Source organism: Rhodanobacter thiooxydans, from assembly GCF_030291135.1.
GTDB classification, from domain to species: Bacteria; Pseudomonadota; Gammaproteobacteria; order Xanthomonadales; family Rhodanobacteraceae; genus Rhodanobacter; species Rhodanobacter thiooxydans_A.
Window position 1 is genome coordinate 3,342,725 of the sequence record NZ_CP127409.1, and the last position, 22,813, is coordinate 3,365,537.

The window sequence follows — 22,813 nt, forward strand, 5'->3', positions numbered from 1 at the left end:
GCCGCGTTTTTTATGGCTTGCTCTCGGACTCAGAGCAGGGCGATGTCGGCGATGGCGCTGAACTGGGCTTTCAGCTGGCTCAGCAGGGCCAGCCGGTTGGCGCGCACTGCCGGGGTATCAGCGTTCACCAGCACGTTGTCGAAGAACGCATCCACCGATGCCTGCAGCTGCGACAGGCGAGCCAGCACCGCGGTGTAGTCGCCGGTGGCCAGGGCAGCCGCGCTGTCCTGCTGTGCCGAGGCCAATGCATCGGCCAAGTCGCGCTCCGCATCCGCCTCGAAGTGCGCCGGGTCGACGACCCGGCCGACCGGCGGCGCGCCGGCCTCTTCGGCCTGCTTGCGCAGGATGTTGGCGACCCGCTTGTTGGCGGCGGCCAGGCTGGCGGCTTCCGGGCGGCGACCGAACTCCGCCACCGCGCGCAGGCGGCGGTCGAAATCCGCCAGGCTGACCGGCTGCACCGCCAGCACCGCCTCGAACTGCGTGTTGTCGAACCCCTGCTCGGCGTAGTAGCCGCGCAGGCGGTCGAACACGAAGTCGTACAGCTCGTCGGTCAGGATCGCCCGCCGCTGGCCCGCGTTCAGGGCCGGCGGCTTGCCATCCTTGCCCGGCTTCAGACCCGCCGCCAGCGCCGCGTCCGGCAGCAGTTCCAGCGCTTCGATGAAGCTGGCACGCAGATCCAGTTCCAGGCCGCCCTCGATCAAGGTGCGGGCCAGGCCCAGCGCGGCGCGGCGCAGGGCGAACGGATCCTTGTTGCCGCCGGGCTTCATGCCTACCGCGAAGATGCCGGCCAGGGTGTCCAGCCGTTCGGCCACGGCCAGTACCTGGCCGAGCCGGTCGGCGGCGATGGTGTCACCACCGAAGCGCGGCTGGTAGTAGCTGTCCAGCGCCTCGGCCACCGCCGTCGTCTCGCCGTCGTGGCGGGCGTAATAGCGACCCATCACGCCCTGCAGTTCGGGGAACTCGCCGACCATGCGGGTCAGCAGGTCGCACTTGCTCAGCGAGGCGGCGCGGGTGGCCGAGGCGGCATCAACGCCGACCCGGTTCGCGACGACCCGTGCCAGTTCGGCCACACGCACGCTCTTGTCCCACAGGCTGCCCAGCGCCTGTTGGTAGGTGACGCCCTTGAGCTGCTCCTGGTAGCCGGCCAGCGGCGTCTTCAGATCCTCGTCCCAGAAGAACTTGGCGTCGGCGAAGCGCGGCCGGATCACCCGCTCGTAACCCTTGCGGATCTCGGCCGGGTCCTTGCTCTCGATGTTCGCGATGCCGATGAAATGCTCGGTCAGCTTGCCGTCGGCGTCGAATACCGGCACGAACTTCTGGTTCGCCACCATGGTGGTCACCAGCGCCTCGGGCGGCACGCCGAGGAACTCGCGCTCGAACGTGCAGGCGATCGCCACCGGCCATTCGGTGAGGTTGGCCAGCTCGTCCAGCAATGCATCGTCCAGCCGCGGCAGGCCGCCGGTGACCGCGGCGGCCACGCCGACCTGGTCGCGGATGCGCTGGCGCCGTTCGTGCGGATCGGCCAGCACGTTGCAGGCGCGCATCGCATCCAGCCAGCCATCCGCGTCGGCCAGGTGCACCGGCTGCGGGTGCATGAAGCGGTGGCCGCGCGACTTGCGGCCGCTGTGCAGGCCCAGCACGCTGCCGTCGATGATGTTGGCGCCGTGCAGGATCACCAGCCAGTGCGCCGGGCGCACGAAGCTGTAGTCATGGTCGGCCCAGCGCATCGGCCGCGGGATTGGTAGCGTCTTCAGCGCCTCGTCGATGATTTCCGGTAGCAGCGCCGCCACCGGCTGGCCCGGCTTGACCGTGCGCCAGACATACCAGCCGCCCTTGTCGGTTTCCAGTTTTTCCAGCTGTTCGACGCCGACGCCGCAGGACTGCGCGAAGCCAAGCAACGCCTTCGACGGCTGGCCCGCCGCATCGAGTGCCGCGGCCAGCGCCGGGCCACGGCGTTCCAGCGCCTGCTCCGGCTGAGTCACGGCTACCGCCGGGATATACGCGGCCAGGCGGCGCGGCGAGGCGTAGGCCTGGGCCAGATCGAGCCCGGCGTCGATGCCGCGCCTGGCCAGGCCGTCGCAGATGCCGCGCAGGAAAGCGGCGGACAGTTCATCCAGCGCCTTCGGCGGCAGCTCCTCGGTGCCCAGTTCGATCAACAGCGACTTGGCGACGCTCATGCGGCCTGCTCCTTCGCGTTCCTGGACGACGCGTGCTTCAGGCCCGGGAAACCGAGCTTCTCGCGCTGCGCCACATAGGTCTCGGCCACGCTGCGCGACAGCGTGCGCACGCGCAGGATGTAGCGCTGGCGCTCGGTGACGCTGATCGCGCGGCGCGCGTCGAGCAGGTTGAAGGTATGGCTGGCCTTCATCACCTGCTCATACGCCGGCAGCGGCAGATTCGCCGCAACCAGCTGGTTGGCAGTGGCCTCGCACACGTCGAACCAGTGCAGCAGCTCGGGCACATTCGCGTGCTCGAAGTTGTAGGTGCTCTGCTCCACCTCGTTCTGGTGGAACACGTCGCCGTAGGTCACGATGCCGCGCGGGCCGTCGGTCCAGACCAGGTCGTAGACGTTGTCCACGTTCTGCAGGTACATCGCCAGCCGCTCCAGGCCGTAGGTGATCTCGCCGGTCACCGGGCGGCATTCGAGTCCGCCAGCCTGCTGGAAGTAGGTGAACTGGGTGACTTCCATGCCGTTCAACCAGACTTCCCAGCCCAGGCCCCAGGCGCCCAAGGTCGGCGACTCCCAGTTGTCCTCGACGAAGCGCAGGTCGTGCACCAAGGGATCGAGGCCCAATTCTTTCAGCGAGCCGATGTAAAGATCGAGGATGTTCTCGGGATTGGGCTTCATCACCACCTGGTACTGGTAGTAATGCTGCAGCCGGTTCGGATTCTCGCCGTAGCGGCCATCGGTGGGCCGGCGCGAGGGCTGTACGTAGGCCGCCGCCCAAGGCTCGGGGCCAAGCGCGCGGAGAAACGTGGCGGGGTGGAAGGTGCCGGCGCCGACCTCGGTATCGAGTGGCTGCAGCAGCACACAGCCCTGCGCCGCCCAGTAGCGGTTGAGGGTCTGGATCACATCCTGGAAGGTGCGTGCGGACATGGTTTTCCGTGACCTTGGGTAAAGCGCGTTAGTATAGCTGCAGCGCGCTTTTCCGCCGGATTCCGGTCGGGAAGCGCATCGCGGGGGACGCATCCGGATGGCCGCTTCACCTCAAATTGCATCCCTGCTCGGCCGGCGTGGCCGACTGGAGCTGGACGAACTGCTGGCGACGCTGGTGGTCGACGGTTACCTGCTGGCCGATGATGCCAAACAGGTGCGCATGGGTGTTCGGGCCGGTCGCAGCACGGTCGAGCTGCATCCGCTGGTGCTGATCGCGAACGCCAGGTTGACGAACCAGCACGATCCGGGCCGCCCACTGAGCCTGGAGGGCCTGACCGAATGGCTGGCCAGCCATGCCGGGCTGCCGTACCTGAAGATCGACCCGATGAAGATCAACGTCGCCGCAGCGACCCAGGTGGTGAGCCACGCCTATGCCAAGCGCCACCGCATCCTGCCGATCGCGGCCGCACCGGGCGAAGTAACGTTCGCCACCTGCGAGCCGTTCGAAGCCGGCTGGGCGCCGGATCTGGCGCAGATGCTGCGGCGGGACATCAAGCGCGTGGTGGCCAGCCCGATCGACATCAACCGCTACCTGCAGGAGTTCTACGGCGTCCAGCGCTCGATCCAGCTGGCGCAGGACGCCAAGGGCGGCAGCGATGCCTCTTCCGCCATCCTCAATTTCGAGCAGCTGGTCGAGTTGGGCAAGAGCGGCGAAGTCGGCGCCGACGACCGCCACGTGGTGCACATCGTCGACTGGCTGTTGCAGTACGCGTTCGAGCAGCGTGCCTCGGACATCCACCTGGAACCACGCCGAGAGACCGGGCACATTCGCTTCCGCATCGACGGCGTGATGCAGAAGGTGTTCGAACTGCCCTCGCCGGTGATGACCGCAGTGACCGCGCGCATCAAGATCCTGGCGCGCATGGACGTGGCCGAAAAGCGCCGCCCACAGGATGGCCGCATCAAGACCCGCTCCTCATCCGGTCGCGAGGTGGAGCTGCGCATCTCGAACATGCCCACCGCATTCGGCGAGAAGGTGGTGATGCGCATCTTCGACCCCGATCTGGTGGTGAAGGATTTCGCCCAGCTCGGCTTCTCGCCAGGTGAGGGCGCCAACTGGCGCAGCATGGTCGAGCGGCCGCACGGCATCGTGCTGGTGACCGGCCCCACGGGCTCGGGCAAGACCACCACGCTGTATTCCACGCTGAAGCACCTGGCCACGCCGGAGCTCAACGTATGCACGGTGGAAGATCCGATCGAAATGGTCTCGCCGGAGTTCAACCAGATGCAGGTGCACGCGGCGATCGAGCTGGATTTTGCCGCCGGTGTGCGCACGCTGCTGCGGCAGGACCCGGACATCATCATGATCGGCGAGATCCGCGACCTGGAGACCGCGCAGATGGCGGTGCAGGCCTCGCTCACCGGCCACCTGGTGCTGTCCACCCTGCACACCAACGACGCACCGAGCGCGGTCACCCGCCTGCTCGACCTGGGCGTGCCGCATTACCTGATCCAGTCCACCCTCACCGGCGTGGTGGCGCAGCGACTGGTGCGCACGCTGTGCCCGCACTGCAAGCGGGCAGCCGCGCAGGACCCGCAGGCCTGGACCGTACTCACTCATGGCTGGAACATGCCGGTGCCGCCGCAGGTGTTCCAGCCGGTCGGCTGCCTGGAATGCCGCAATACCGGCTTCCTCGGCCGCACCGGCATCTACGAGATGCTGAAACTGTCGCCGCGGCTGCGCGGCATGATCTCGGCCCAGCTCGACCTGAGCGGGTTCGGTCAGGCGGCCCTGTCCGAGGGCATGCGCCCGCTGCGCATCTCTGCGGCGGATCAGGTGGCGGCCGGGCTGACCACCGTGCAGGAAGTCCTCACTGTCTTGCCGCCGATCGACGCATTCGATGATACTCAGCCGTAAAGACGTCCAGATGATGCGTGACCGACTCCCTGCATGAAATCCGTACTGATCATCCGCACCGGTCGCGCGCCGGACCGCATCCGGGCCCGTCACGGCGACTTTCCCCACTGGTTTCGGCTTGGCGCTAGATTGCACCCACAGCAGCTGCAGATTGTCGATGTCGCAGCCGGCGAGGCATTACCAGCGCCGCGGGAGGTCGCCGGAGCCATCATCACCGGCTCGGCAGCCATGGTCACCGAACGCTCGGTATGGAGCGAACGCACCGCCGGCTGGATCCGCGATGCGATGGACGTCGAGCTGCCCTTGTTCGGCGTCTGCTACGGCCACCAGCTGATGGCCCACGCGCTGGGCGGACGCGTCGATTATCTGCCGGGCGGTCGTGAAATCGGCACCCAGGCGATCGAGTTGTCAGCTACCGGGGCGCTGGATCCGTTGGCGCGTGGGCTACCGGCCAGCTTCCGCGCGCACACCACGCACGAACAAAGCGTGATCGAGCCACCGGGTGGTGCTGCCGTACTGGCTCGATCGGCGCGGGATCCGCATCAACTGCTGCGTTACGGACCACATGCGCTCAGCGCACAATTCCACCCCGAGTTCAATGCCGATGTGATGCGCGCCTATATCCGTCGCAAGCATGCCGACATGCAGCGCGAGGGTTCGGACCCGCAACAAATCTACAGCGCAGTGGCCGCCACGCCGATCGCCCGCGGACTGCTGCGCCAGTTCTCACGCCGCCACCGCTGGATCGCGGCCGCGGGCTGAAACCTCAGCTGCGCAGGCGGCGGGCGATCGCATCGCGCGAGAACAACGCAAACACCACGCCGAACAGAAAACCGCCGATGTGCGCCCACCAGACATAGGCGCCATAGCTCGGCCCCGCATAGCTGAACAGCAGTTGCAGCAGAACCCAGAGGCCGATCAGCAGGAACGCCGGCACCCGCACGAATTCCAGGTACAGCCCCAGCGGCAGCACCAGGCCGAGCCGCGCACGCGGGAACAGTGCCACATACGTGCCGACCACCGCCGATACCGCGCCGCTGCAACCGATGATCGGCAGGCGGACACCGGTCAGGGACAACGCGCCGATCAGATTCGCCACGACCCCGCCGACCACGAACAGCAGCAGGAACCGCAGCGAACCCAACGCACGCTCGCCCGGCAGCCCGAAGATCGCCAGGAACAGCAGGTTGCTCAGCAGATGCAGCCAGGTCACGTGGATGAACAACGCCGTGAACAGACGCAGCAAGGCCGGATCGGTCAGCTGCGGCAGCAGCGCCTCATGCGGGTCGAAGATATTCGCCGGCACCGTACCCCATTCCAGCAACAGGGAGATTCGCTGCGTGGCAGGCATCAACGCCAGCCCCACGAAACATACCACGCAGACCGTCACCATCAGCAAGGTGGCCCAGTGCCAGCGAGGGCGGCGGCGCGTTTCGACGTGGACAAACAAGGGCGCTCCCCAGGCATGCGCGCGGATCGCGGCGTGCCGACATCATAGGCGATGACGGACGACCCACATAAAGGCAATCAATCGGCCTGTCAGCCGACCGGCAGCCGTTGTTGGTCACGGCCAGCGGTGCCAGCGGCGCAAAAAGAAAAACCCCCACCGTTGCCGGTGAGGGTGTTTCAGGATAAAGCCCCTGGCGGTGACCTACTCTTGCATGGCAAAGCCACACTACCATCGGCGCATGCGCGTTTCACTTCTGAGTTCGGGATGGGATCAGGTGGGACCACGCCGCTATGGCCGCCAGGGAAGGGGTTGAAGCAGCGCAAGATGCGCCCGCTTCAGTCTGGAGACAAAGCCTTTCTGAAGAGTCCGCCATGGATGGCGGGTTTTGCTCTTCGCGAAAAGGACTTCGCGTCAATAAGGTGTAAACGAGTGACAAGCGTCGAGGTGAATTCGAATCAGACAAGCTTCGGGAACAAACGAAGCGTCTTGGGGTTATATGGTCAAGCCGCACGGCTCATTAGTATCAGTTAGCTGAACGCATTGCTGCGCTTCCACACCTGACCTATCAACCACCTGGTCTTGATGGTGCCTTAAGGAGAGTCAAGCTCTCGGGAGATCTCATCTTGGGGCGTGCTTCCCGCTTAGATGCTTTCAGCGGTTATCACTTCCGTTCGTAGCTACCGGGCAATGCCTCTGGCGAGACAACCCGAACACCAGCGGAACGTCCACTCCGGTCCTCTCGTACTAGGAGCAGCCCCCCTCAAATCTCCAACGCCCACGACAGATAGGGACCGAACTGTCTCACGACGTTCTGAACCCAGCTCGCGTACCACTTTAAATGGCGAACAGCCATACCCTTGGGACCGGCTACAGCCCCAGGATGTGATGAGCCGACATCGAGGTGCCAAACACCGCCGTCGATATGAACTCTTGGGCGGTATCAGCCTGTTATCCCCGGAGTACCTTTTATCCGTTGAGCGATGGCCCTTCCATACAGAACCACCGGATCACTAAGACCTACTTTCGTACCTGCTTGATCCGTCGATCTCGCAGTCAAGCACGCTTATGCCTTTGCACACAGTGCGCGATGTCCGACCGCGCTGAGCGTACCTTCGTGCTCCTCCGTTACTCTTTGGGAGGAGACCGCCCCAGTCAAACTACCCACCATACACGGTCCCTGACCCGGATTACGGGCCGAGGTTAGAACGTCAAGCACTTCAGGGTGGTATTTCAAGGATGGCTCCATGCAAACTGGCGTCTGCACTTCAAAGCCTCCCACCTATCCTACACAGAAGAACTCAACGTTCAGTGTAAAGCTATAGTAAAGGTTCACGGGGTCTTTCCGTCTTGCCGCGGGAACGCTGCATCTTCACAGCGAATTCAATTTCACTGAGTCTCGGGTGGAGACAGCGCCGCTGTCGTTACGCCATTCGTGCAGGTCGGAACTTACCCGACAAGGAATTTCGCTACCTTAGGACCGTTATAGTTACGGCCGCCGTTTACTGGGGCTTCGATCAAGAGCTTCGCCTTGCGGCTGACCCCATCAATTAACCTTCCAGCACCGGGCAGGCGTCACACCCTATACGTCCACTTTCGTGTTTGCAGAGTGCTGTGTTTTTGATAAACAGTCGCAGCGGCCAGGTTACTGCGACCCATCAACGCTCAGTCACGCACGTGACCACGTCGATGGGCGCACCTTCTCCCGAAGTTACGGTGCCATTTTGCCTAGTTCCTTCACCCGAGTTCTCTCAAGCGCCTTGGGATTCTCACCCTGCCTACCAGTGTCGGTTTACGGTACGGTTTTTCTACAGCTGAAGCTTAGTGGCTTTTCCTGGAAGCGTAGTATCGGTCACTTCGTCCAATAGGACTCGTCTCGGTGCTCGGCATAAAGGGTCCCGGATTTGCCTAAGACCCATGCCTACCGCCTTTCCCCGGGACAACCAACGCCCGGTAGACCTAACTTTCTCCGTCCCCACATCGCACTGTAGAAAAGTGCTGGAATATTAACCAGCTTCCCATCGACTACGCATTTCTGCCTCGCCTTAGGGGCCGACTCACCCTGCGCCGATGAACGTTGCGCGAGGAAACCTTGGGCTTTCGGCGTGGGGGCTTTTCACCCCCATTATCGTTACTCATGTCAGCATTCGCACTTCCGATACCTCCAGCAGACTTTACAATCCACCTTCACAGGCTTACGGAACGCTCCTCTACCGCGTGCACACAAGTGTGCACACCCCGAGCTTCGGTGCATGGCTTAGCCCCGTTAAATCTTCCGCGCAGACCGACTCGACCAGTGAGCTATTACGCTTTCTTTAAAGGATGGCTGCTTCTAAGCCAACCTCCTGGCTGTCTATGCCTTTCCACATCGTTTTCCACTTAGCCATGACTTTGGGACCTTAGCTGCGGGTCTGGGTTGTTTCCCTTTTCACGACGGACGTTAGCACCCGCCGTGTGTCTCCCGGATAGTCTGTCCTGGTATTCGGAGTTTGCCATGGTTTGGTAAGTCGCGATGACCCCCTAGCCATAACAGTGCTCTACCCCCAGGAAGATTCGTCCGAGGCGCTACCTAAATAGCTTTCGAGGAGAACCAGCTATCTCCGAGTTTGTTTAGCCTTTCACTCCTATCCTCAGCTCATCCCCATCTATTGCAACAGATGTGGGTTCGGTCCTCCAGTGCGTGTTACCGCACCTTCAACCTGGCCAAGGATAGATCACTCGGTTTCGGGTCTACTGCCAGAGACTATGCGCCCTATTCAGACTCGATTTCTCTTCGCCTCCCCTATACGGTTAAGCTTGCCACTGACAGTAAGTCGCTGACCCATTATACAAAAGGTACGCAGTCACCCTTGCGGGCTTCCACTGCTTGTACGTATACGGTTTCAGGGTCTATTTCACTCCCCTCTCCGGGGTTCTTTTCGCCTTTCCCTCACGGTACTAGTTCGCTATCGGTCAGTCAGTAGTATTTAGCCTTGGAGGATGGTCCCCCCATATTCAGACAAGGTTTCACGTGCCCCGCCTTACTCAATTTCACACAAAGTGCCCTTTCGTCGACTGGGCTATCACCATCTATGGCCGGCCTTTCCATGCCGTTTGACTAGAACACAATGTGCTTTTGGGCTAGTCCCCGTTCGCTCGTCGCTACTCAGGGAATCTCGGTTGATTTCTTTTCCTCCGGGTACTTAGATATTTCAGTTCCCCGGGTTCGCCTTGCATGGCTATGTATTCACCATGCAATACCGCTTGCGCGGTGGGTTTCCCCATTCGGACATTGCCGGATCAAAGCTTGTTGCCAGCTCCCCGACACTTTTCGCAGGCTGCCACGTCCTTCATCGCCTCTGACTGCCAAGGCATCCACCGTATACGCTTAGTCGCTTGACCATATAACCCCAAGTCGCCTCGGGGCATGCACCCTCCTCAGGTGCAGCCAAGTTACTTCGTTTTCGTGCCTTAACACTTGCCTCGGTTCGGTTCGAACCAAGACGCTTGTCACTCGTTTACTTGTTTTCAAAGAACATCACGCCGGCCTCAATGCCGGATGATTTCAAAAATCTTTTGTGTGCTGATACTTCACGCGTAGATCGAACCTTGGTGGAGCCTGTCGGGATCGAACCGACGACCCCCTGCTTGCAAAGCAGGTGCTCTCCCAGCTGAGCTAAGGCCCCAAGGAAACCTTGGCATAATGGTGGGTCTGGGTGGACTCGAACCACCGGCCTCACCCTTATCAGGGGTGCGCTCTAACCACCTGAGCTACAGACCCATGAAGGATGAACCCCAGAACCCGCGAGCCAAACTACCTGGACAAACTGCCTAGGCCCAGATTCGAAGCCGCTGTTGATGAAGAGTCCGACCATGAATGGTCGGTCTTGATCTACGCTCTTCGCGACAGGATGTCGCGTGAAGTACAGGTGTCTTGTGTGGACGTCTTGCGTGAAGACTCACGCCGTCTATTACTTGAAAGGAGGTGATCCAGCCGCACCTTCCGATACGGCTACCTTGTTACGACTTCACCCCAGTCATGGACCACTCCGTGGGCGTCGTCCTCCTTGCGGTTAGACTAACGCCTTCTGGAGCAACCCACTCCCATGGTGTGACGGGCGGTGTGTACAAGGCCCGGGAACGTATTCACCGCGGCATAGCTGATCCGCGATTACTAGCGATTCCGACTTCACGGAGTCGAGTTGCAGACTCCGATCCGGACTGGGATCGGCTTTCTGGGATTGGCTCCACCTCGCGGTATTGCAACCCTCTGTACCGACCATTGTAGTACGTGTGTAGCCCTGGCCGTAAGGGCCATGATGACTTGACGTCATCCCCACCTTCCTCCGGTTTGTCACCGGCAGTCTCCTTAGAGTTCCCGACATTACTCGCTGGCAACTAAGGACAAGGGTTGCGCTCGTTGCGGGACTTAACCCAACATCTCACGACACGAGCTGACGACAGCCATGCAGCACCTGTGTTCCGATTCCCGAAGGCACTCCCGCATCTCTGCAGGATTCCGGACATGTCAAGGCCAGGTAAGGTTCTTCGCGTTGCATCGAATTAAACCACATACTCCACCGCTTGTGCGGGCCCCCGTCAATTCCTTTGAGTTTCAGTCTTGCGACCGTACTCCCCAGGCGGCGAACTTAACGCGTTAGCTTCGACACTGATCTCCGAGTTGAGACCAACATCCAGTTCGCATCGTTTAGGGCGTGGACTACCAGGGTATCTAATCCTGTTTGCTCCCCACGCTTTCGTGCTTCAGCGTCAGTGTTGTCCCAGATGGCCGCCTTCGCCACTGATGTTCCTCCCGATCTCTACGCATTTCACCGCTACACCGGGAATTCCACCATCCTCTGACACACTCTAGCTCGCCAGTATCCATCGCCATTCCCAGGTTGAGCCCGGGGATTTCACGACAGACTTAACGAACCGCCTACGCACCCTTTACGCCCAGTAATTCCGATTAACGCTTGCACCCTTCGTATTACCGCGGCTGCTGGCACGAAGTTAGCCGGTGCTTATTCCTCAGGTACCGTCAGCCCCATAGGGTATTAACCCGTGGTATTTCGCTCCTGATAAAAGTGCTTTACAACCCGAAGGCCTTCTTCACACACGCGGCATTGCTGGATCAGGCTTGCGCCCATTGTCCAATATTCCCCACTGCTGCCTCCCGTAGGAGTCTGGGCCGTGTCTCAGTCCCAGTGTGGCTGATCATCCTCTCAGACCAGCTAGCGATCGTCGCCTTGGTGGGCCATTACCCCGCCAACTAGCTAATCGCACATCGGTTCGTCCTGCCGCGCGAGGCCCGAAGGTCCCCCGCTTTCTCCCATAGGACGTATGCGGTATTAGTCCCGGTTTCCCGAGGTTATCCCCCACGTCAGGGTAGATCCCGATGCATTACTCACCCGTCCGCCACTCGCCACCCATCGTATTGCTACGACTGTGCTGCCGTTCGACTTGCATGTGTTAGGCATGCCGCCAGCGTTCAATCTGAGCCAGGATCAAACTCTTCACTTAAGTTTTCGACAACCTTACCCTCGCGGGCTTGGCCATCTATCTTTCTGAAGCGTTCTTCCCAACCAGTCAAAACTCATTACTGACTTTTTACTTGGTGGGACGCTTGCATTGCTTGGACAGGTCGTAACCCTCCAGCACAAGACGTCCACACAATTCACCTGCGCACACTGTCAAAGATCTTCTTTCGCCAACCACCGTTTCGGTGATCGCCCCAAGACCTTTCGTCCCGGGTGAGCCGCCCATTCTACATCGCTTTTCTTGACCGTCAACACCCTCGGTGAAGCTTCTTCGAGGTCCCGCCAGTCCGTCTTGCGACGTTGGGCGACTGCGGGCCGCGAATAATACGGCCTGTGCTTTTTTTGGCAAGTGTTTCTTGAGAGAAATTTCACGGAACCTGCGTAAACAACTGCAGTGACGGCAAATTTTTCTCTCGGGCGTGCTTGCACAACGCCATCCCTCGCCGGAGCGCACGCATCAGGCAGGCACGAGTCTCACCCGGGCAAAGTTGCGCTTGCCCACCTGCAGCACGCCTTCAAAGCCGGCGTGGAATACGCGTTGTGCATCCTCCGCCACTTCGGCATCGATGCGCACGGCACGCTCCTTCAATTTCCGATTCGCCTCGGAGTTGCTGGCGGTGAGCCCGGCCGCGGTGAGCAGGGTCGCCAGGCGCATGCCCTCGGCCGGCACCACGATATCGGCCTGCGGCAGCAGCGAAGTATCGCCTTCGCCACGGACCACCGCATGCCACCCGGCGAGCGCCTGTTCGGCAGCGGCCACGCCATGGAAGCGCGTGACCAGTTCGCGTGCGAGACGCAGCTTGGCGTCGCGCGGGTTGAGGGCGCCGCTGGCGATGTCCTGTTTCATCCGAGCCAGTTCGTCCAGCGACACGTCGAAACTGAGCAGTTCGAACCAGCGCCACATCAGCTCGTCGCCGATCTTCATGGTCTTGGTGACGATGTCGATCGCCGGCTCGTTGATGCCGATGTAGTTGCCCAGCGACTTGGACATCTTGTTGACGCCGTCCAGGCCTTCGAGCAGCGGCATGGTCAGCACGACCTGCGGCGGCTGGCCGTGGTGTTCCTGCAGCGCGCGGCCCATCAGCAGGTTGAACTTCTGGTCGGTGCCGCCCAGTTCCACATCCGCTTTCAGCGCGACCGAGTCGTAGCCCTGCACCAGCGGATACAGGAATTCATGGATCGCGATCGGCTGCTGCGCCGCGTAACGCTTGGTGAAGTCGTCGCGCTCGAGCATGCGCGCCACGGTGTGCTGGGCGGCGAGCCGGATCATGTCGGCCGCGCTCATTTTGCCGAACCACTCGGAATTGAAGCGCAGCTCGGTCTTCTCGCGGTCGAGCACCTTGTAGACCTGCTCGGCATAGGTCTCGGCGTTGGCCAGCACGTCTTCGCGGCTGAGTGGCTTGCGGGTGACATTCTTGCCGGTGGGATCGCCGATCATGCCGGTGAAGTCGCCGATCAGGAAGATCACCTGGTGGCCCAGGTCCTGGAACTGACGCATCTTGTTCAGCAAGACGGTATGACCCAGGTGCAGATCCGGTGCGGTCGGATCGAAGCCAGCCTTGATCCGCAACGGGCGACCGCTTTTTAGGCGCCCGGCCAGATCCTCCCGCTTGATGATTTCGTCGGCGCCGCGCGCAATCGTGGCCAGCGCCTGCTCAAGCTCGCTCATGGGTCTCCCTCTGATGAAGTGGGCCGCGGCCCGCAATGTGACCGTGCCGTCAACGTTAATTGTGTGTTAACCAGAAATGCGTTGCAAACCCTTGATGCGAAAGGCGTTGACGCCCTTTGCACATGACCGTTATGGTACGCGCAGTTTGTTACTTTGTTGCGCGGGCGTGTACAGCATGGCAGAAGAAAAGCAGGGGGCGCGGCAAGCTCGCAAACAGGCGATCTGTCGCAAGGCACAACGTCGGCACTCCCATTTCTATGAGCGCTGTGCACATTGGTCGTTCAATCGCTCGGGCGAGATCGAGCCGATCCACTGGCACCGCGAACGTCTGGTGCTCGCCGGCACCGCGTTGCTGATCACCCTGCTGTCCGGTTTCATCATGCCCGCCTGGGCCAGCGCCATGCGTCCCGCGCCCGCGCCGGAAATCCATTCACTGCTGCCGCTGGCGCTGCCCAAGATCGCGCCGGTCAGCGTCACCACCGCGACCGTGGACGATTGGCAAGTAGTGCGGGTGCAGCCGGGACAGACATTGTCTGACATCTTCACTGCGCGCGGCCTCGGCATGGCCGACCTGCAGAAGGTGATGGACGCTGCCAGCGGCGCGAAATCCGCCCTGCACAGCATTCGTCCGGGCCAGGAATTCGACTTCCTGCTCGGCAGTGACGGCAGCCTCAAGGGCTTCCGCTTCGACCAGGACCAGGCCAGCCGCGCGACCATCCGCCTCGACGGTGCGCAGCCCACCGTCGCGATCCAGCAGCGCGACATGGACCTGCGTGAACAGGTGGCGCATGGCGTGATCCGCAGCAGCCTGTACGCCGCCGGCGACCAGGCCGGCATGGACGCGGCGATGGTCGGCAAGCTCGCCGACCTGTTCAAGTACGACATCGACTTCGTGCAGGACCTGCGCGTGGGCGACAGCTTCACGGTGATCTACGACGACATCTACCGCGATGGCGTGCGCTACGGCCAGGGCAACATCATCGCCGCCGAGTTCATCAACCAGGGCCAGCGCTACACCGCTTACCGCTTCAAGAAGGCCGACGGCAGCTACGGCTGGTACAGCGAGGACGGCCGGCCGATCCAGAAGTCGTTCCTGCGCATCCCGGTCGACTTCACCCGCATCTCCTCGCAATTCACCGCGGCACGGATGCACCCGATCCTCGGCCGCATGCGTGCGCACAAGGGCGTCGATTACGCCGCCCCCAGCGGTACCCCGATCCACGCGGCCGGCGATGGCGTGATCAAGTACCACGGTTGGGAACGCGGCTACGGCAACTTCGTGGTGATCCAGCACGACAGGAGCATCAGCACCGCCTACGGCCACATGTCGCGCTTCGTGAAGGGCCAGCACGTGGGCGAGCGCGTCCGCCAGGGTGAAGTGATTGGCTACGTCGGCATGACCGGACTGGCCACCGGCCCGCACCTGCACTACGAATTCCGCGTCAACGGCGTGCAGCGCAACCCGCAGACCGTCACGCTGCCGAAGCCCGAGCCGCTGCCAGCCGTGCAGATGGCGCGTTTCAAGGCCGAAGTGGTGAAACCCCAGCTGGCACGGCTGACCGAACTGGACGCCCGCATCAAGCTGGCACGTGTCAGCGCCCCCGCCAACCACGACAACTGAGCGCCCGCCGCGCGTGGACGACGATGCCTCGGCGCTTTACCTCGGGCTGATCTCCGGCACCAGCGCGGACAGCATCGACAGTGTGCTGGTCAGCTTCAGCCGCGGCGCACCGCAACTGCTGGCCAGCCACGCGCATCCCTGGCCCACCACGCTGCGTGAACGGATGCTGGCCCTGGCCCAGGGCGAAACCGCGCTGGACCTGGATGCGTTTGGACGGCTGGACGTCGAAATCGGCCACGGCTTCGCCGACGCCGCGATGCAATTGCTCGAACGCAGCGGCACGCCCGCAGCAGCCGTCCGCGCCATCGGCTCGCACGGCCAGACGCTGCGCCATCGCCCCATCGGGGCGTATCCGTTCACGCTGCAGCTGGGCGATCCCAGCGTGATCGCCGAACGCTGCGGCATCGACGTGGTGGCGGATTTCCGCCGAGCCGACGTCGCCGCCGGCGGGCAGGGCGCCCCGTTGCTGCCGGCGTTGCACGCGATGCTGCTGGCCCGAGCGGGACACACCCGGGTAATACTCAATCTCGGCGGCATCGCGAACATCACCGTGCTCGGCAGCGACGGCCGCGTGCTCGGCTTCGACACCGGCCCGGCCAACGGCCTGCTCGATGCCTGGTGCCTGCGCCAGCGCGGCGAGCCGTTCGACCGCGACGGCGCGTATGCGGCCAGCGGCCGGCCCGATGCCGGCCTGCTCGATGTCCTGCTGGCCGATCCCTACTTTGCGCTGCCGCCACCGAAGAGTACCGGTCGCGAATACTTCCACCTGGACTGGCTGGCCGCACACGCGCCGCTCACCGGGCTGGATCCGGCCGACATGCAGGCGACCCTGCTGGAACTCACCGCGCGCAGCGTGGCCGCGGCGATCACGCGGCACGCGCCGGAAGCGGACGAGGTGCTGGCCTGCGGCGGCGGCGTGCACAACGGTGCATTGATGCGACGCTTGGGCGAACTGCTGGCGCCTCGCGTACTGCTGGGCACGTCGCGCTACGGCATCGACCCGGACTTCCTCGAAGCCACGGCGTTTGCCTGGCTGGCGCGACAGCGCCTGCTCGGCCTGCCCGGCAACCTGCCGGCAGTCACCGGTGCACGTGGCCCGCGGGTCCTGGGGGCGATCTACTCCGCACCCGCCGCGGGTTTGCCGTAACCGATGCGCTCCGGTGCCAGCTGGGTCGGATTCGTCTGCGCCAGTGCGCGCAGCGCTTCCTGGAACGCCCCCTGCTCCGCGGCTTCCCACTGACCTTCGAGTACGGCCAGCGTTTCCGGGTCGCGCAAGCTCTCGCTGAAACCCTGGGCGACGGAGATGCCCAGGCCCATGCGCAAGGCGTGCAGCATCACGTCATTGACCGTGCACTGACGATCCCTGGCCAACGCCCGGATGCGTTCGGTGAGCAGACCATCGACGTGCTGCAAGATCATGTCCGGCACAAGCGTCACTCCCTGTTACACGTGCCCCTGTCGTGCGGATGTTGGCACAGCGATGGCAGCACCGGGCGTCGCAGCCGCGATTTCGTGGGTGACTTGGCAGTTCCGCTGTGAACGCCGCCACGCTGCTCCGGTTGGCCGCCTACGCAGCGGCCTCGACCGCCGCACGCGCACGCTCCTCGCCGCGGAAGTAGCGCCACAGGCCGGCGAACAGCAGCATCGCCGGCAGCACCGCCAGCACCGTGATGACGAAGTAGCCGCCGTAGCCGGTGGCGGTGGCGATGCCGCCGGCGAAGAAACCAAGCAGCTTGCCGGGCAGGTTGACCAGCGAACTCAGCAGCGCGTACTGGGTCGCGGTGTGCTGCCGATTGACCAGCGAGGACAGGAACGCCACCGTCGGCGGCCCCAGCATGCCCAGGGTCAGGTTCTCGCCGGAGATCACCAGGGTCAGCACCAGCAGATTGCCCGGATGGGCGATCAGCAGCAGGTACAGCAGGTTGCTGCAGCCGCACAGCACGATGGTGACCCCGAGCGGGCGCCACGCGCCCCAGCGCGCCACCGCGGCGCCGCCGAGGAACACGCCGACGATGCCGATCCAGATCCCGTAGATCTTGGTGATGGTGCCGATCTCGGTCTTGGAGAAACCCATGTCGCGGTAGAACGGGCTCATGATGCCGCCGATCGTGGCCTGCTCGGGCATCTTGAACAGCAGCAGGAACAGCAGCGTCACTCCGGCCAGCACCCAGCCGTAGCGACGGAAGAAATCGGCGAACGGATCGATCACGCCTTCGCGCATGGCGTCGCGCCAGCGCGCGGCCCGCACCCGCAGCACGTCCGGCTCGCGCGCGACCAGCGTGGTCGCCACCGGCACCGCCATCGCCAGCGCCATCAGTGCGTAGACCAGCCGCCACGGCAGGTGGTCGGCCAGGATCAGCGCCACCGCGCCGGCCAGCAGCAGGCCGATCCGGTAGCCGAGCGAGTAGGTGGCGACCAGCGCGCCCTGCGCCTCGATCGGCGCGATCTCGATGCGATAGGCATCCACCGCGATGTCCTGGGTCGCGCCGAAGAACGCCACCACCAGCGTGGCCGCCACGAACGGCGCCAGCTGCACCGGCGTCAGCAGCGCCATCGCCAGCAGTCCGAGCACCACGCCCAGCTGCGCGAACAGCAGCCAGCCGCGGCGCTGGCCGAGGCGGGCGAAACCCGGAATCCGCCAGTGGTCGAGCAGCGGCGCCCACACGAACTTGAACGCGTAGGTCATGCCGGCACTGGCGATCATCGTGATGTCTTTCAGCTCGATGCCGTTTTCCTTCAGCCAGTACGCCAGCGTGCCGGCCACCAGCAGGAACGGCAGACCGGAGGAGAAGCCGAACAGGAACATCGTCCACGCCGCCGGCTGGGCGAACGCCCGCCATACCGACGGCCTGGCCGGCCGGTCTGCCGACTCAGTCGGCATAGTCGACGGTGTACGGCGCGTGGTCGGAGAAGCGTTCGTCGCGATAGATCGAACAGGCCTTCAGGCGTTCACGCAGACCCGGCGAGACGACCTGGTAGTCGATCCGCCACCCCACGTTGTTCTCACGCGCGCGGCCTCGGTTCGACCACCAGGTGTACTCGACCGCGTCCGGTTTGATCGCACGGAAGCTGTCGACCCAGCCACGCTGATGGAACAGCAGGTCCAGCCAGGCGCGCTCCTGCGGCAGGCAGCCGGAGTTCTTCTGGTTGGACGACCAGTTCTTGATGTCGTTCTTCGTGTGCACGATGTTCCAGTCGCCGCAGATCACGTAATCGCGACCGCTCTTCAACCACGCATCGAAGATCGGCGTGATCCACTCCATCGCCCTGAACTTGAACTGCTGACGCTCGTCGCCGGAAGAGCCGGACGGGAAGTACAGCGAGACCACGCTGAGCTTGCCGAAGCGCGCCTCGATGTAGCGGCCCTCGTGGTCGAACTCGTCCCAGCCCAGTTCGGTCAGCACCTGGTCGGGCTCGCGCTTCGCGTAGATCGCCACGCCGCTGTAGCCCTTCTTGCTGCTGGCGTCGCGGTAGAAGCAGTGATGGCCGTCGGGGCGGAACATCGGGTCGCCCAGCTGGTCCTCCTGCGCCTTGGTTTCCTGCAGGCAGACCACGTCGGCATCCTGCTGGCGCAACCAGTCGAACACGCCCTTGGTCGCGGCCGAGCGGATGCCATTGGCGTTCAGGGTGACGATGCGCATGCTGACTCCCGGGGCAATGCGGCCATCATAGCAACCGCGCCACCCCGTCCGCGCCGCCGTGGGCTGTACCATGGCGCCCGCCGTCCGGCTTTCACCGCTTGAGAGATCCACCGTGCACGACTACCAGCGCGAATTCATCGAACTCACCCTGCAACGCGAGGTGCTGCGCTTCGGCGAGTTCACCCTGAAATCCGGCCGCCACAGCCCGTACTTCTTCAACATGGGGCGGATCGATTCCGGTGCCGCGCTGGCCAAGCTCGGCCGCGCCTACGCCGCCGCCATGGTGAATTCCGGCATCGCCATCGACATGTTGTTCGGCCCCGCCTACAAGGGCATCGCGCTGGCCGCCGCCACTGCCATCGCGCTGGCCGATGGTCACGGCCGCGACCTGCCGTGGGCGTACAACCGCAAGGAGGCGAAGGATCACGGCGAGGGCGGCGTGCTGGTCGGCGCTCCGCTCAAGGGCCGCGTGCTGATCGTCGACGACGTGATGACCGCCGGCACCGCGGTGCGCGAGTCGCTGGCGCTGATCCGTGCGCACGGCGCCGAACCGGCCGGCGTGCTGATCGCGCTGGACCGGCAGGAGCGTGGCCAGGGCGAGCGCTCCGCCGCGCAGGAAGTGGCCGCCGACTACGGCATCCCGGTGATCGCGATCACCAGCCTCGACGACGTGCTGGCCTACGCCGGCGAACACCCCCGGCTGGCCGCCGAGCACGCCCGGCTGCTGGCCTACCGCGAGCGCTACGGAGTTCAGCGCTGAGTTCGACAGGCTCAAGCGAACCCGGTCACACTGGCGGCCGCTAGCGCCGGCACGGAGCTAGGCAGCGCGACGGCGCTGGCTATACTGGGCAACGAGAGGGGTATCCATGCGCAAACCATTGCTCGTCATCGCTGCCGTCGTGCTGGCCACAAGCCTGTCGGCGCACGCCCAGAACACCGGCAACATCCGTTACAAGTGGTACGACGCTCAAGGCCTGATGCACTTCAGCGACAGCCTCACCGCCGAGGCGATGAAGTACGGCTACGACCTGGTCAACGACCGCGGCCTCGTGGTGCAACGCGTGCCGCGCCAGTTGAATGCCGCCGAACGCGCCGCCGCCAACAAGCTGGCGGCCGAACAGGCGGCCCAGCAGCGCGCCGCGCAGGAACGCGCGAACGCCGACTCGCAGATGCTGGCGGCCTACCCGGACGAGGAGTCCTACCAGATCTCGCTGCACCAGGCGCTGGACATGATCGACCAGCAGATCCACACCAGCCAGATCAACCTGCGCAGCCAGGAGAAGGCCCTGACCGACCTGCTCAGCCGCGCGGCTGATCTGGAGAACGCCAAGAGCCCGGTGCCGAAACCCCTGGCCGACAGTCTCACGCAGCAGCGCAACGTGGTCGCCGGACTGCGCGACACGCTGCGCCACCAGCAAGCCCTGCGCGCCGAAACCGTGCAACAGCAGGCCGGGCAGCTGGCGCACTATCGCGAAGTCAGGGCGGCGCAGGAGCGGGCGGCGAAGTAGGGCGACGCCAGCGGAGTGAACCTCTCGGCCATCCTGCCCTGCGCACCACTTCCCCCGCGGAGGGAGCCATCACTCCGCACCCGGGCGCTGCTAGAACGGCAACTTCAATCCCGGGTCCACCGCCAGCAGCTGCTGGCGGAAGACCTGCTGGATCCGCTTCAGTACCGCCGGGTTGTCCGCCTCGAAACGCAGCACCAGCACCGGCGTGGTATTCGACGCGCGAACCAGCCCCCAGCCGTCCGCCCAGTCTGCGCGCAAACCATCGAGGGTGATCAGAGTGGCGTCCTCGAAACTGGCCTGCTGGCGCAGCTGGTCCATGAAGCGGTAGTGCTCACCCTCGGCCAGTTCGACCTTCAGCTCCGGCGTGGAAACGCTCTTCGGCAGCGTGGCGAAGATCTGCTCGGCACTGCGCCCCTGCAGGTCGCCGGCGAGGATCTCCAGCAGCCGCGCGGCGGCGTAGATGCCGTCGTCGAAGCCATACCAGCGCTCCTTGAAGAAGAAGTGCCCGCTCATCTCGCCGGCCAGCTCGGCCCCGGTCTCGCGCATCTTCGCCTTGATCAGCGAGTGCCCGGTACGCCACATCAGCGGGCTGCCGCCGGCGTCCAGGATCTGTCCCTTCAGGTGGCTGGTGCATTTCACGTCGTAGATCACCGTGGCGCCAGGCTGGCGTGACAGCACGTCGCGCGCGAACAGCATCAGCAGGCGGTCCGGGTAGATGATCTCGCCGGACTGGGTGACCACGCCTAGGCGGTCGCCATCACCGTCGAACGCCATGCCCAGGTCGGCGCCGGTCTGCCGCACGGCGTGGATCAGGTCTTCCAGATTGGCCGGATCGGACGGGTCCGGATGATGATTCGGGAACGTGCCGTCGACGTCGCAGTACAGCGGGATCACCTCGCAACCGACGCCCTCCAGCACCTGCGGCGCGATCGCGCCGGGAATGCCGTTGCCGCAGTCGACTACCACCTTCAGGCGGCGCTCGGCCAGCACGTCGGAGATGATCTTCTCGATGTAGTCCGGGGCCACGTCGACCTGGCGCAGGCCACCGCCGCCGCCGCTGGCCAGCGCGCCACCGGCAATGCGCTGGTACAGGTCCTGGATCGCCCCTTCGGACAGGGTCTCGCCGCCGACCACGATCTTGAAGCCGTTGTAGTCCGGCGGGTTGTGGCTGCCGGTGACCGCCACGCCGCAACCGGTGTTGAAGCGGTAGGTGGCGTAATACACCACCGGTGTCGGCACCGCGCCGATGTCGATCACGTCCACGCCGGCCTCGCGCAGGCCTTCGGCCAGCGCCCCGGCCAGTTCCGGCCCGGACAGCCGGCCGTCGCGGCCGACCACGATCTCGCGCAGGCCTTTCTCGGCCATCAGCGTGCCGATCGACTGGCCCAGCGCGCGCGCCACCTCCTTGTTCAAGGTCTTGCCGACCACGCCGCGTACGTCGTAGGCGCGGAAGATGCTCGGGTCCACGCCGACCGCCGCGGCAGCCGACGGCTCCGGCGGCTTGGCCCGGGCCGGGGCACTCTGGCGCGCCGGCAGCGGCAGATCGGGCGCCTCGGCTTCCGGCTGCGCTTTCCAGCGCTGGCGCAGGTATAGCAGATAACCGCCACCGCCAAGACCGAGCAGGGCCAGCAGCCCGCTCAACAGCCACCAGCGCGGCAACACGATGAAGGCGCCGGGCAGGCCGGCGCCCACACTGAACGCGCTGCCCGCCACCGGCTTGCCGGCAACCTCGGCCTCGACCGAACCGTTGCCGTGCGAGAACAGCTGCACGTTGCCGCGATCGTCGCCCTGACGCAGGTCGAGCCGGCCACCGGCCGGCGAAATCGCGTCGAAACGCTGCCTCAGCGGAGCAAACGGCAACTCGACCCAGACCCAGGCCTGGGCCTGCTGCGGCGGCCCCAGCGGAATCACCAGGCTCAGCCGGCGATCGCCGTTGCCGTAGGAGACGCTCTGCGCCAGCGGCACGCCTTCCGCACTCTGCGCGGCCATCAGCTGGGCCGCCTTGGCGTAGCCGAACTCGCGGTAATTGGCCTTGAGCACCTCGTTGAGGTCGCCGCTGTAGATATCCAGCCTCTTCGCCTGTGGCAGCTGCTGGCGCAGCGCCGCGGCGGATTGCGCCGGGTTGCTCAACAGGGTCGTCGGGTCCACCCCGGCCAGTACCTTCTCGACCGCGCCACGCTGGCTGGCGATTTCCCGGGACAGCGCCTGCACGGCCTCGTCCTGGGCCTGGTGCACGCGCCGGATCGCATGGCCCTCGTCGGCAATCAGCCAAGTCTGCCAGGCGCAGAACAGTCCCAGCAGCAGCAGCGCGGTGGCGCCGGCCAGCGGCAACAGGTCCCGCCAGTCGACCTGCAGGTTGCGCAGCCGTTCGTTCGCGATGTTCAACGCCATAC

General features: G+C 64.3%; 14 protein-coding genes, 2 tRNA genes and 3 rRNA genes. 6 read left to right on the plus strand and 13 right to left on the minus strand.

Annotated elements, in window-relative coordinates; translation table 11 throughout:
• Nucleotides 1–29: 29 nt before the first annotated feature.
• Nucleotides 30–2,177, minus strand: coding sequence for a glycine--tRNA ligase subunit beta (gene glyS / locus QQA13_RS15390; protein ID WP_108471886.1), 2,148 nt, complete (start codon nt 2,175–2,177; stop codon nt 30–32).
• Complete coding sequence (gene glyQ, locus QQA13_RS15395) at nt 2,174–3,097, minus strand: glycine--tRNA ligase subunit alpha (RefSeq protein WP_108471887.1); 924 nt, start codon at nt 3,095–3,097, stop codon at nt 2,174–2,176. The genes glyS and glyQ overlap by 4 nt, the downstream gene beginning before the upstream one ends.
• 97 nt (nt 3,098–3,194) lie before the next feature.
• On the opposite strand from glyQ, the gene QQA13_RS15400 reads away from it, so the two are divergent.
• Both QQA13_RS15400 and QQA13_RS15405 read left to right on the plus strand, forming a co-directional pair.
• Nucleotides 3,195–5,015: a GspE/PulE family protein gene (locus QQA13_RS15400; RefSeq protein ID WP_108471888.1), complete on the plus strand. Its 1,821-nt coding sequence runs from the start codon at nt 3,195–3,197 to the stop codon at nt 5,013–5,015.
• Nucleotides 5,016–5,048: 33 nt separating this feature from the next.
• Entirely contained in the window at nt 5,049–5,777 is a 729-nt protein-coding gene (locus tag QQA13_RS15405; protein WP_108471889.1) for a glutamine amidotransferase, read from the plus strand.
• A 4-nt stretch (nt 5,778–5,781) separates the two neighbouring features.
• Here the strand turns inward: QQA13_RS15405 and QQA13_RS15410 are convergent, their stop codons facing one another.
• From QQA13_RS15410 to tyrS, 7 genes are all read right to left on the minus strand, one after another.
• On the minus strand, nt 5,782–6,465 hold the full coding sequence (locus tag QQA13_RS15410; RefSeq protein WP_108471890.1) for a rhomboid family intramembrane serine protease: 684 nt from the start codon (nt 6,463–6,465) through the stop codon (nt 5,782–5,784).
• Between the two features lie 188 nt (nt 6,466–6,653).
• Nucleotides 6,654–6,767 (minus strand): 5S ribosomal RNA (rrf, locus tag QQA13_RS15415).
• Between the two features lie 194 nt (nt 6,768–6,961).
• A 23S ribosomal RNA gene (locus QQA13_RS15420) occupies nt 6,962–9,843 on the minus strand.
• Nucleotides 9,844–10,051: 208 nt separating this feature from the next.
• A tRNA-Ala gene (locus tag QQA13_RS15425) sits at nt 10,052–10,127 on the minus strand.
• A gap of 18 nt (nt 10,128–10,145) precedes the next feature.
• Nucleotides 10,146–10,222: transfer RNA gene (locus QQA13_RS15430), tRNA-Ile, on the minus strand.
• Between the two features lie 197 nt (nt 10,223–10,419).
• Nucleotides 10,420–11,964: ribosomal RNA gene (locus QQA13_RS15435) — 16S ribosomal RNA — on the minus strand.
• The 16S, 23S and 5S rRNA genes sit together here with 2 tRNA genes alongside, the layout of an rRNA operon.
• A 474-nt stretch (nt 11,965–12,438) precedes the next feature.
• Nucleotides 12,439–13,650 (minus strand): tyrosine--tRNA ligase, encoded by a 1,212-nt coding sequence (tyrS, locus tag QQA13_RS15440; protein ID WP_108470296.1) that lies wholly within the window; start codon nt 13,648–13,650, stop codon nt 12,439–12,441.
• A gap of 175 nt (nt 13,651–13,825) precedes the next feature.
• Between tyrS and QQA13_RS15445 the strand changes: the two genes are divergently transcribed.
• Entirely contained in the window at nt 13,826–15,271 is a 1,446-nt protein-coding gene (locus QQA13_RS15445) for an OapA family protein (protein WP_108470295.1), read from the plus strand.
• A gap of 13 nt (nt 15,272–15,284) precedes the next feature.
• The gene (locus tag QQA13_RS15450; RefSeq protein ID WP_108470294.1) at nt 15,285–16,418 is read left to right on the plus strand and encodes an anhydro-N-acetylmuramic acid kinase; all 1,134 of its coding nucleotides are present in this window, start codon (nt 15,285–15,287) and stop codon (nt 16,416–16,418) included.
• Here QQA13_RS15450 and QQA13_RS15455 read toward each other — a convergent pair.
• The 3 genes from QQA13_RS15455 to QQA13_RS15465 form a co-directional block, all read right to left on the minus strand.
• Entirely contained in the window at nt 16,388–16,690 is a 303-nt protein-coding gene (locus QQA13_RS15455; protein ID WP_234411241.1) for a hypothetical protein, read from the minus strand. The two genes, QQA13_RS15450 and QQA13_RS15455, sit on opposite strands and share 31 nt — an antisense overlap.
• 148 nt (nt 16,691–16,838) lie before the next feature.
• Complete coding sequence (locus tag QQA13_RS15460) at nt 16,839–18,077, minus strand: AmpG family muropeptide MFS transporter (protein ID WP_108470293.1); 1,239 nt, start codon at nt 18,075–18,077, stop codon at nt 16,839–16,841.
• A gap of 64 nt (nt 18,078–18,141) precedes the next feature.
• Nucleotides 18,142–18,912: an exodeoxyribonuclease III gene (locus tag QQA13_RS15465; protein ID WP_108470292.1), complete on the minus strand. Its 771-nt coding sequence runs from the start codon at nt 18,910–18,912 to the stop codon at nt 18,142–18,144.
• Between the two features lie 112 nt (nt 18,913–19,024).
• Between QQA13_RS15465 and pyrE the strand changes: the two genes are divergently transcribed.
• Both pyrE and QQA13_RS15475 read left to right on the plus strand, forming a co-directional pair.
• Entirely contained in the window at nt 19,025–19,672 is a 648-nt protein-coding gene (gene pyrE, locus QQA13_RS15470; RefSeq protein ID WP_108470291.1) for an orotate phosphoribosyltransferase, read from the plus strand.
• A gap of 106 nt (nt 19,673–19,778) precedes the next feature.
• The gene (locus tag QQA13_RS15475) at nt 19,779–20,420 is read left to right on the plus strand and encodes a DUF4124 domain-containing protein (RefSeq protein ID WP_108470290.1); all 642 of its coding nucleotides are present in this window, start codon (nt 19,779–19,781) and stop codon (nt 20,418–20,420) included.
• A 90-nt stretch (nt 20,421–20,510) separates the two neighbouring features.
• Here QQA13_RS15475 and QQA13_RS15480 read toward each other — a convergent pair whose 3' ends face one another.
• Nucleotides 20,511–22,811: a phosphomannomutase/phosphoglucomutase gene (locus tag QQA13_RS15480; protein ID WP_108470289.1), complete on the minus strand. Its 2,301-nt coding sequence runs from the start codon at nt 22,809–22,811 to the stop codon at nt 20,511–20,513.
• Between the last annotated feature and the right edge of the window lie 2 nt (nt 22,812–22,813).

Coding starts and splice junctions, on each gene's coding strand:
- glyS (WP_108471886.1), bottom strand. CDS start 2,177: ATGAGCGTCGCCAAGTCGCTGTTGATCGAACTGGGCACCGAGGAGCTG.
- glyQ (WP_108471887.1), bottom strand. CDS start 3,097: ATGTCCGCACGCACCTTCCAGGATGTGATCCAGACCCTCAACCGCTAC.
- QQA13_RS15400 (WP_108471888.1), top strand. CDS start 3,195: ATGGCCGCTTCACCTCAAATTGCATCCCTGCTCGGCCGGCGTGGCCGA.
- QQA13_RS15405 (WP_108471889.1), top strand. CDS start 5,049: ATGAAATCCGTACTGATCATCCGCACCGGTCGCGCGCCGGACCGCATC.
- tyrS (WP_108470296.1), bottom strand. CDS start 13,650: ATGAGCGAGCTTGAGCAGGCGCTGGCCACGATTGCGCGCGGCGCCGAC.
- QQA13_RS15445 (WP_108470295.1), top strand. CDS start 13,826: ATGGCAGAAGAAAAGCAGGGGGCGCGGCAAGCTCGCAAACAGGCGATC.
- QQA13_RS15455 (WP_234411241.1), bottom strand. CDS start 16,690: ATGATCTTGCAGCACGTCGATGGTCTGCTCACCGAACGCATCCGGGCG.
- QQA13_RS15460 (WP_108470293.1), bottom strand. CDS start 18,077: ATGTTCCTGTTCGGCTTCTCCTCCGGTCTGCCGTTCCTGCTGGTGGCC.
- QQA13_RS15465 (WP_108470292.1), bottom strand. CDS start 18,912: ATGCGCATCGTCACCCTGAACGCCAATGGCATCCGCTCGGCCGCGACC.
- QQA13_RS15475 (WP_108470290.1), top strand. CDS start 19,779: ATGCGCAAACCATTGCTCGTCATCGCTGCCGTCGTGCTGGCCACAAGC.
- QQA13_RS15480 (WP_108470289.1), bottom strand. CDS start 22,811: ATGGCGTTGAACATCGCGAACGAACGGCTGCGCAACCTGCAGGTCGAC.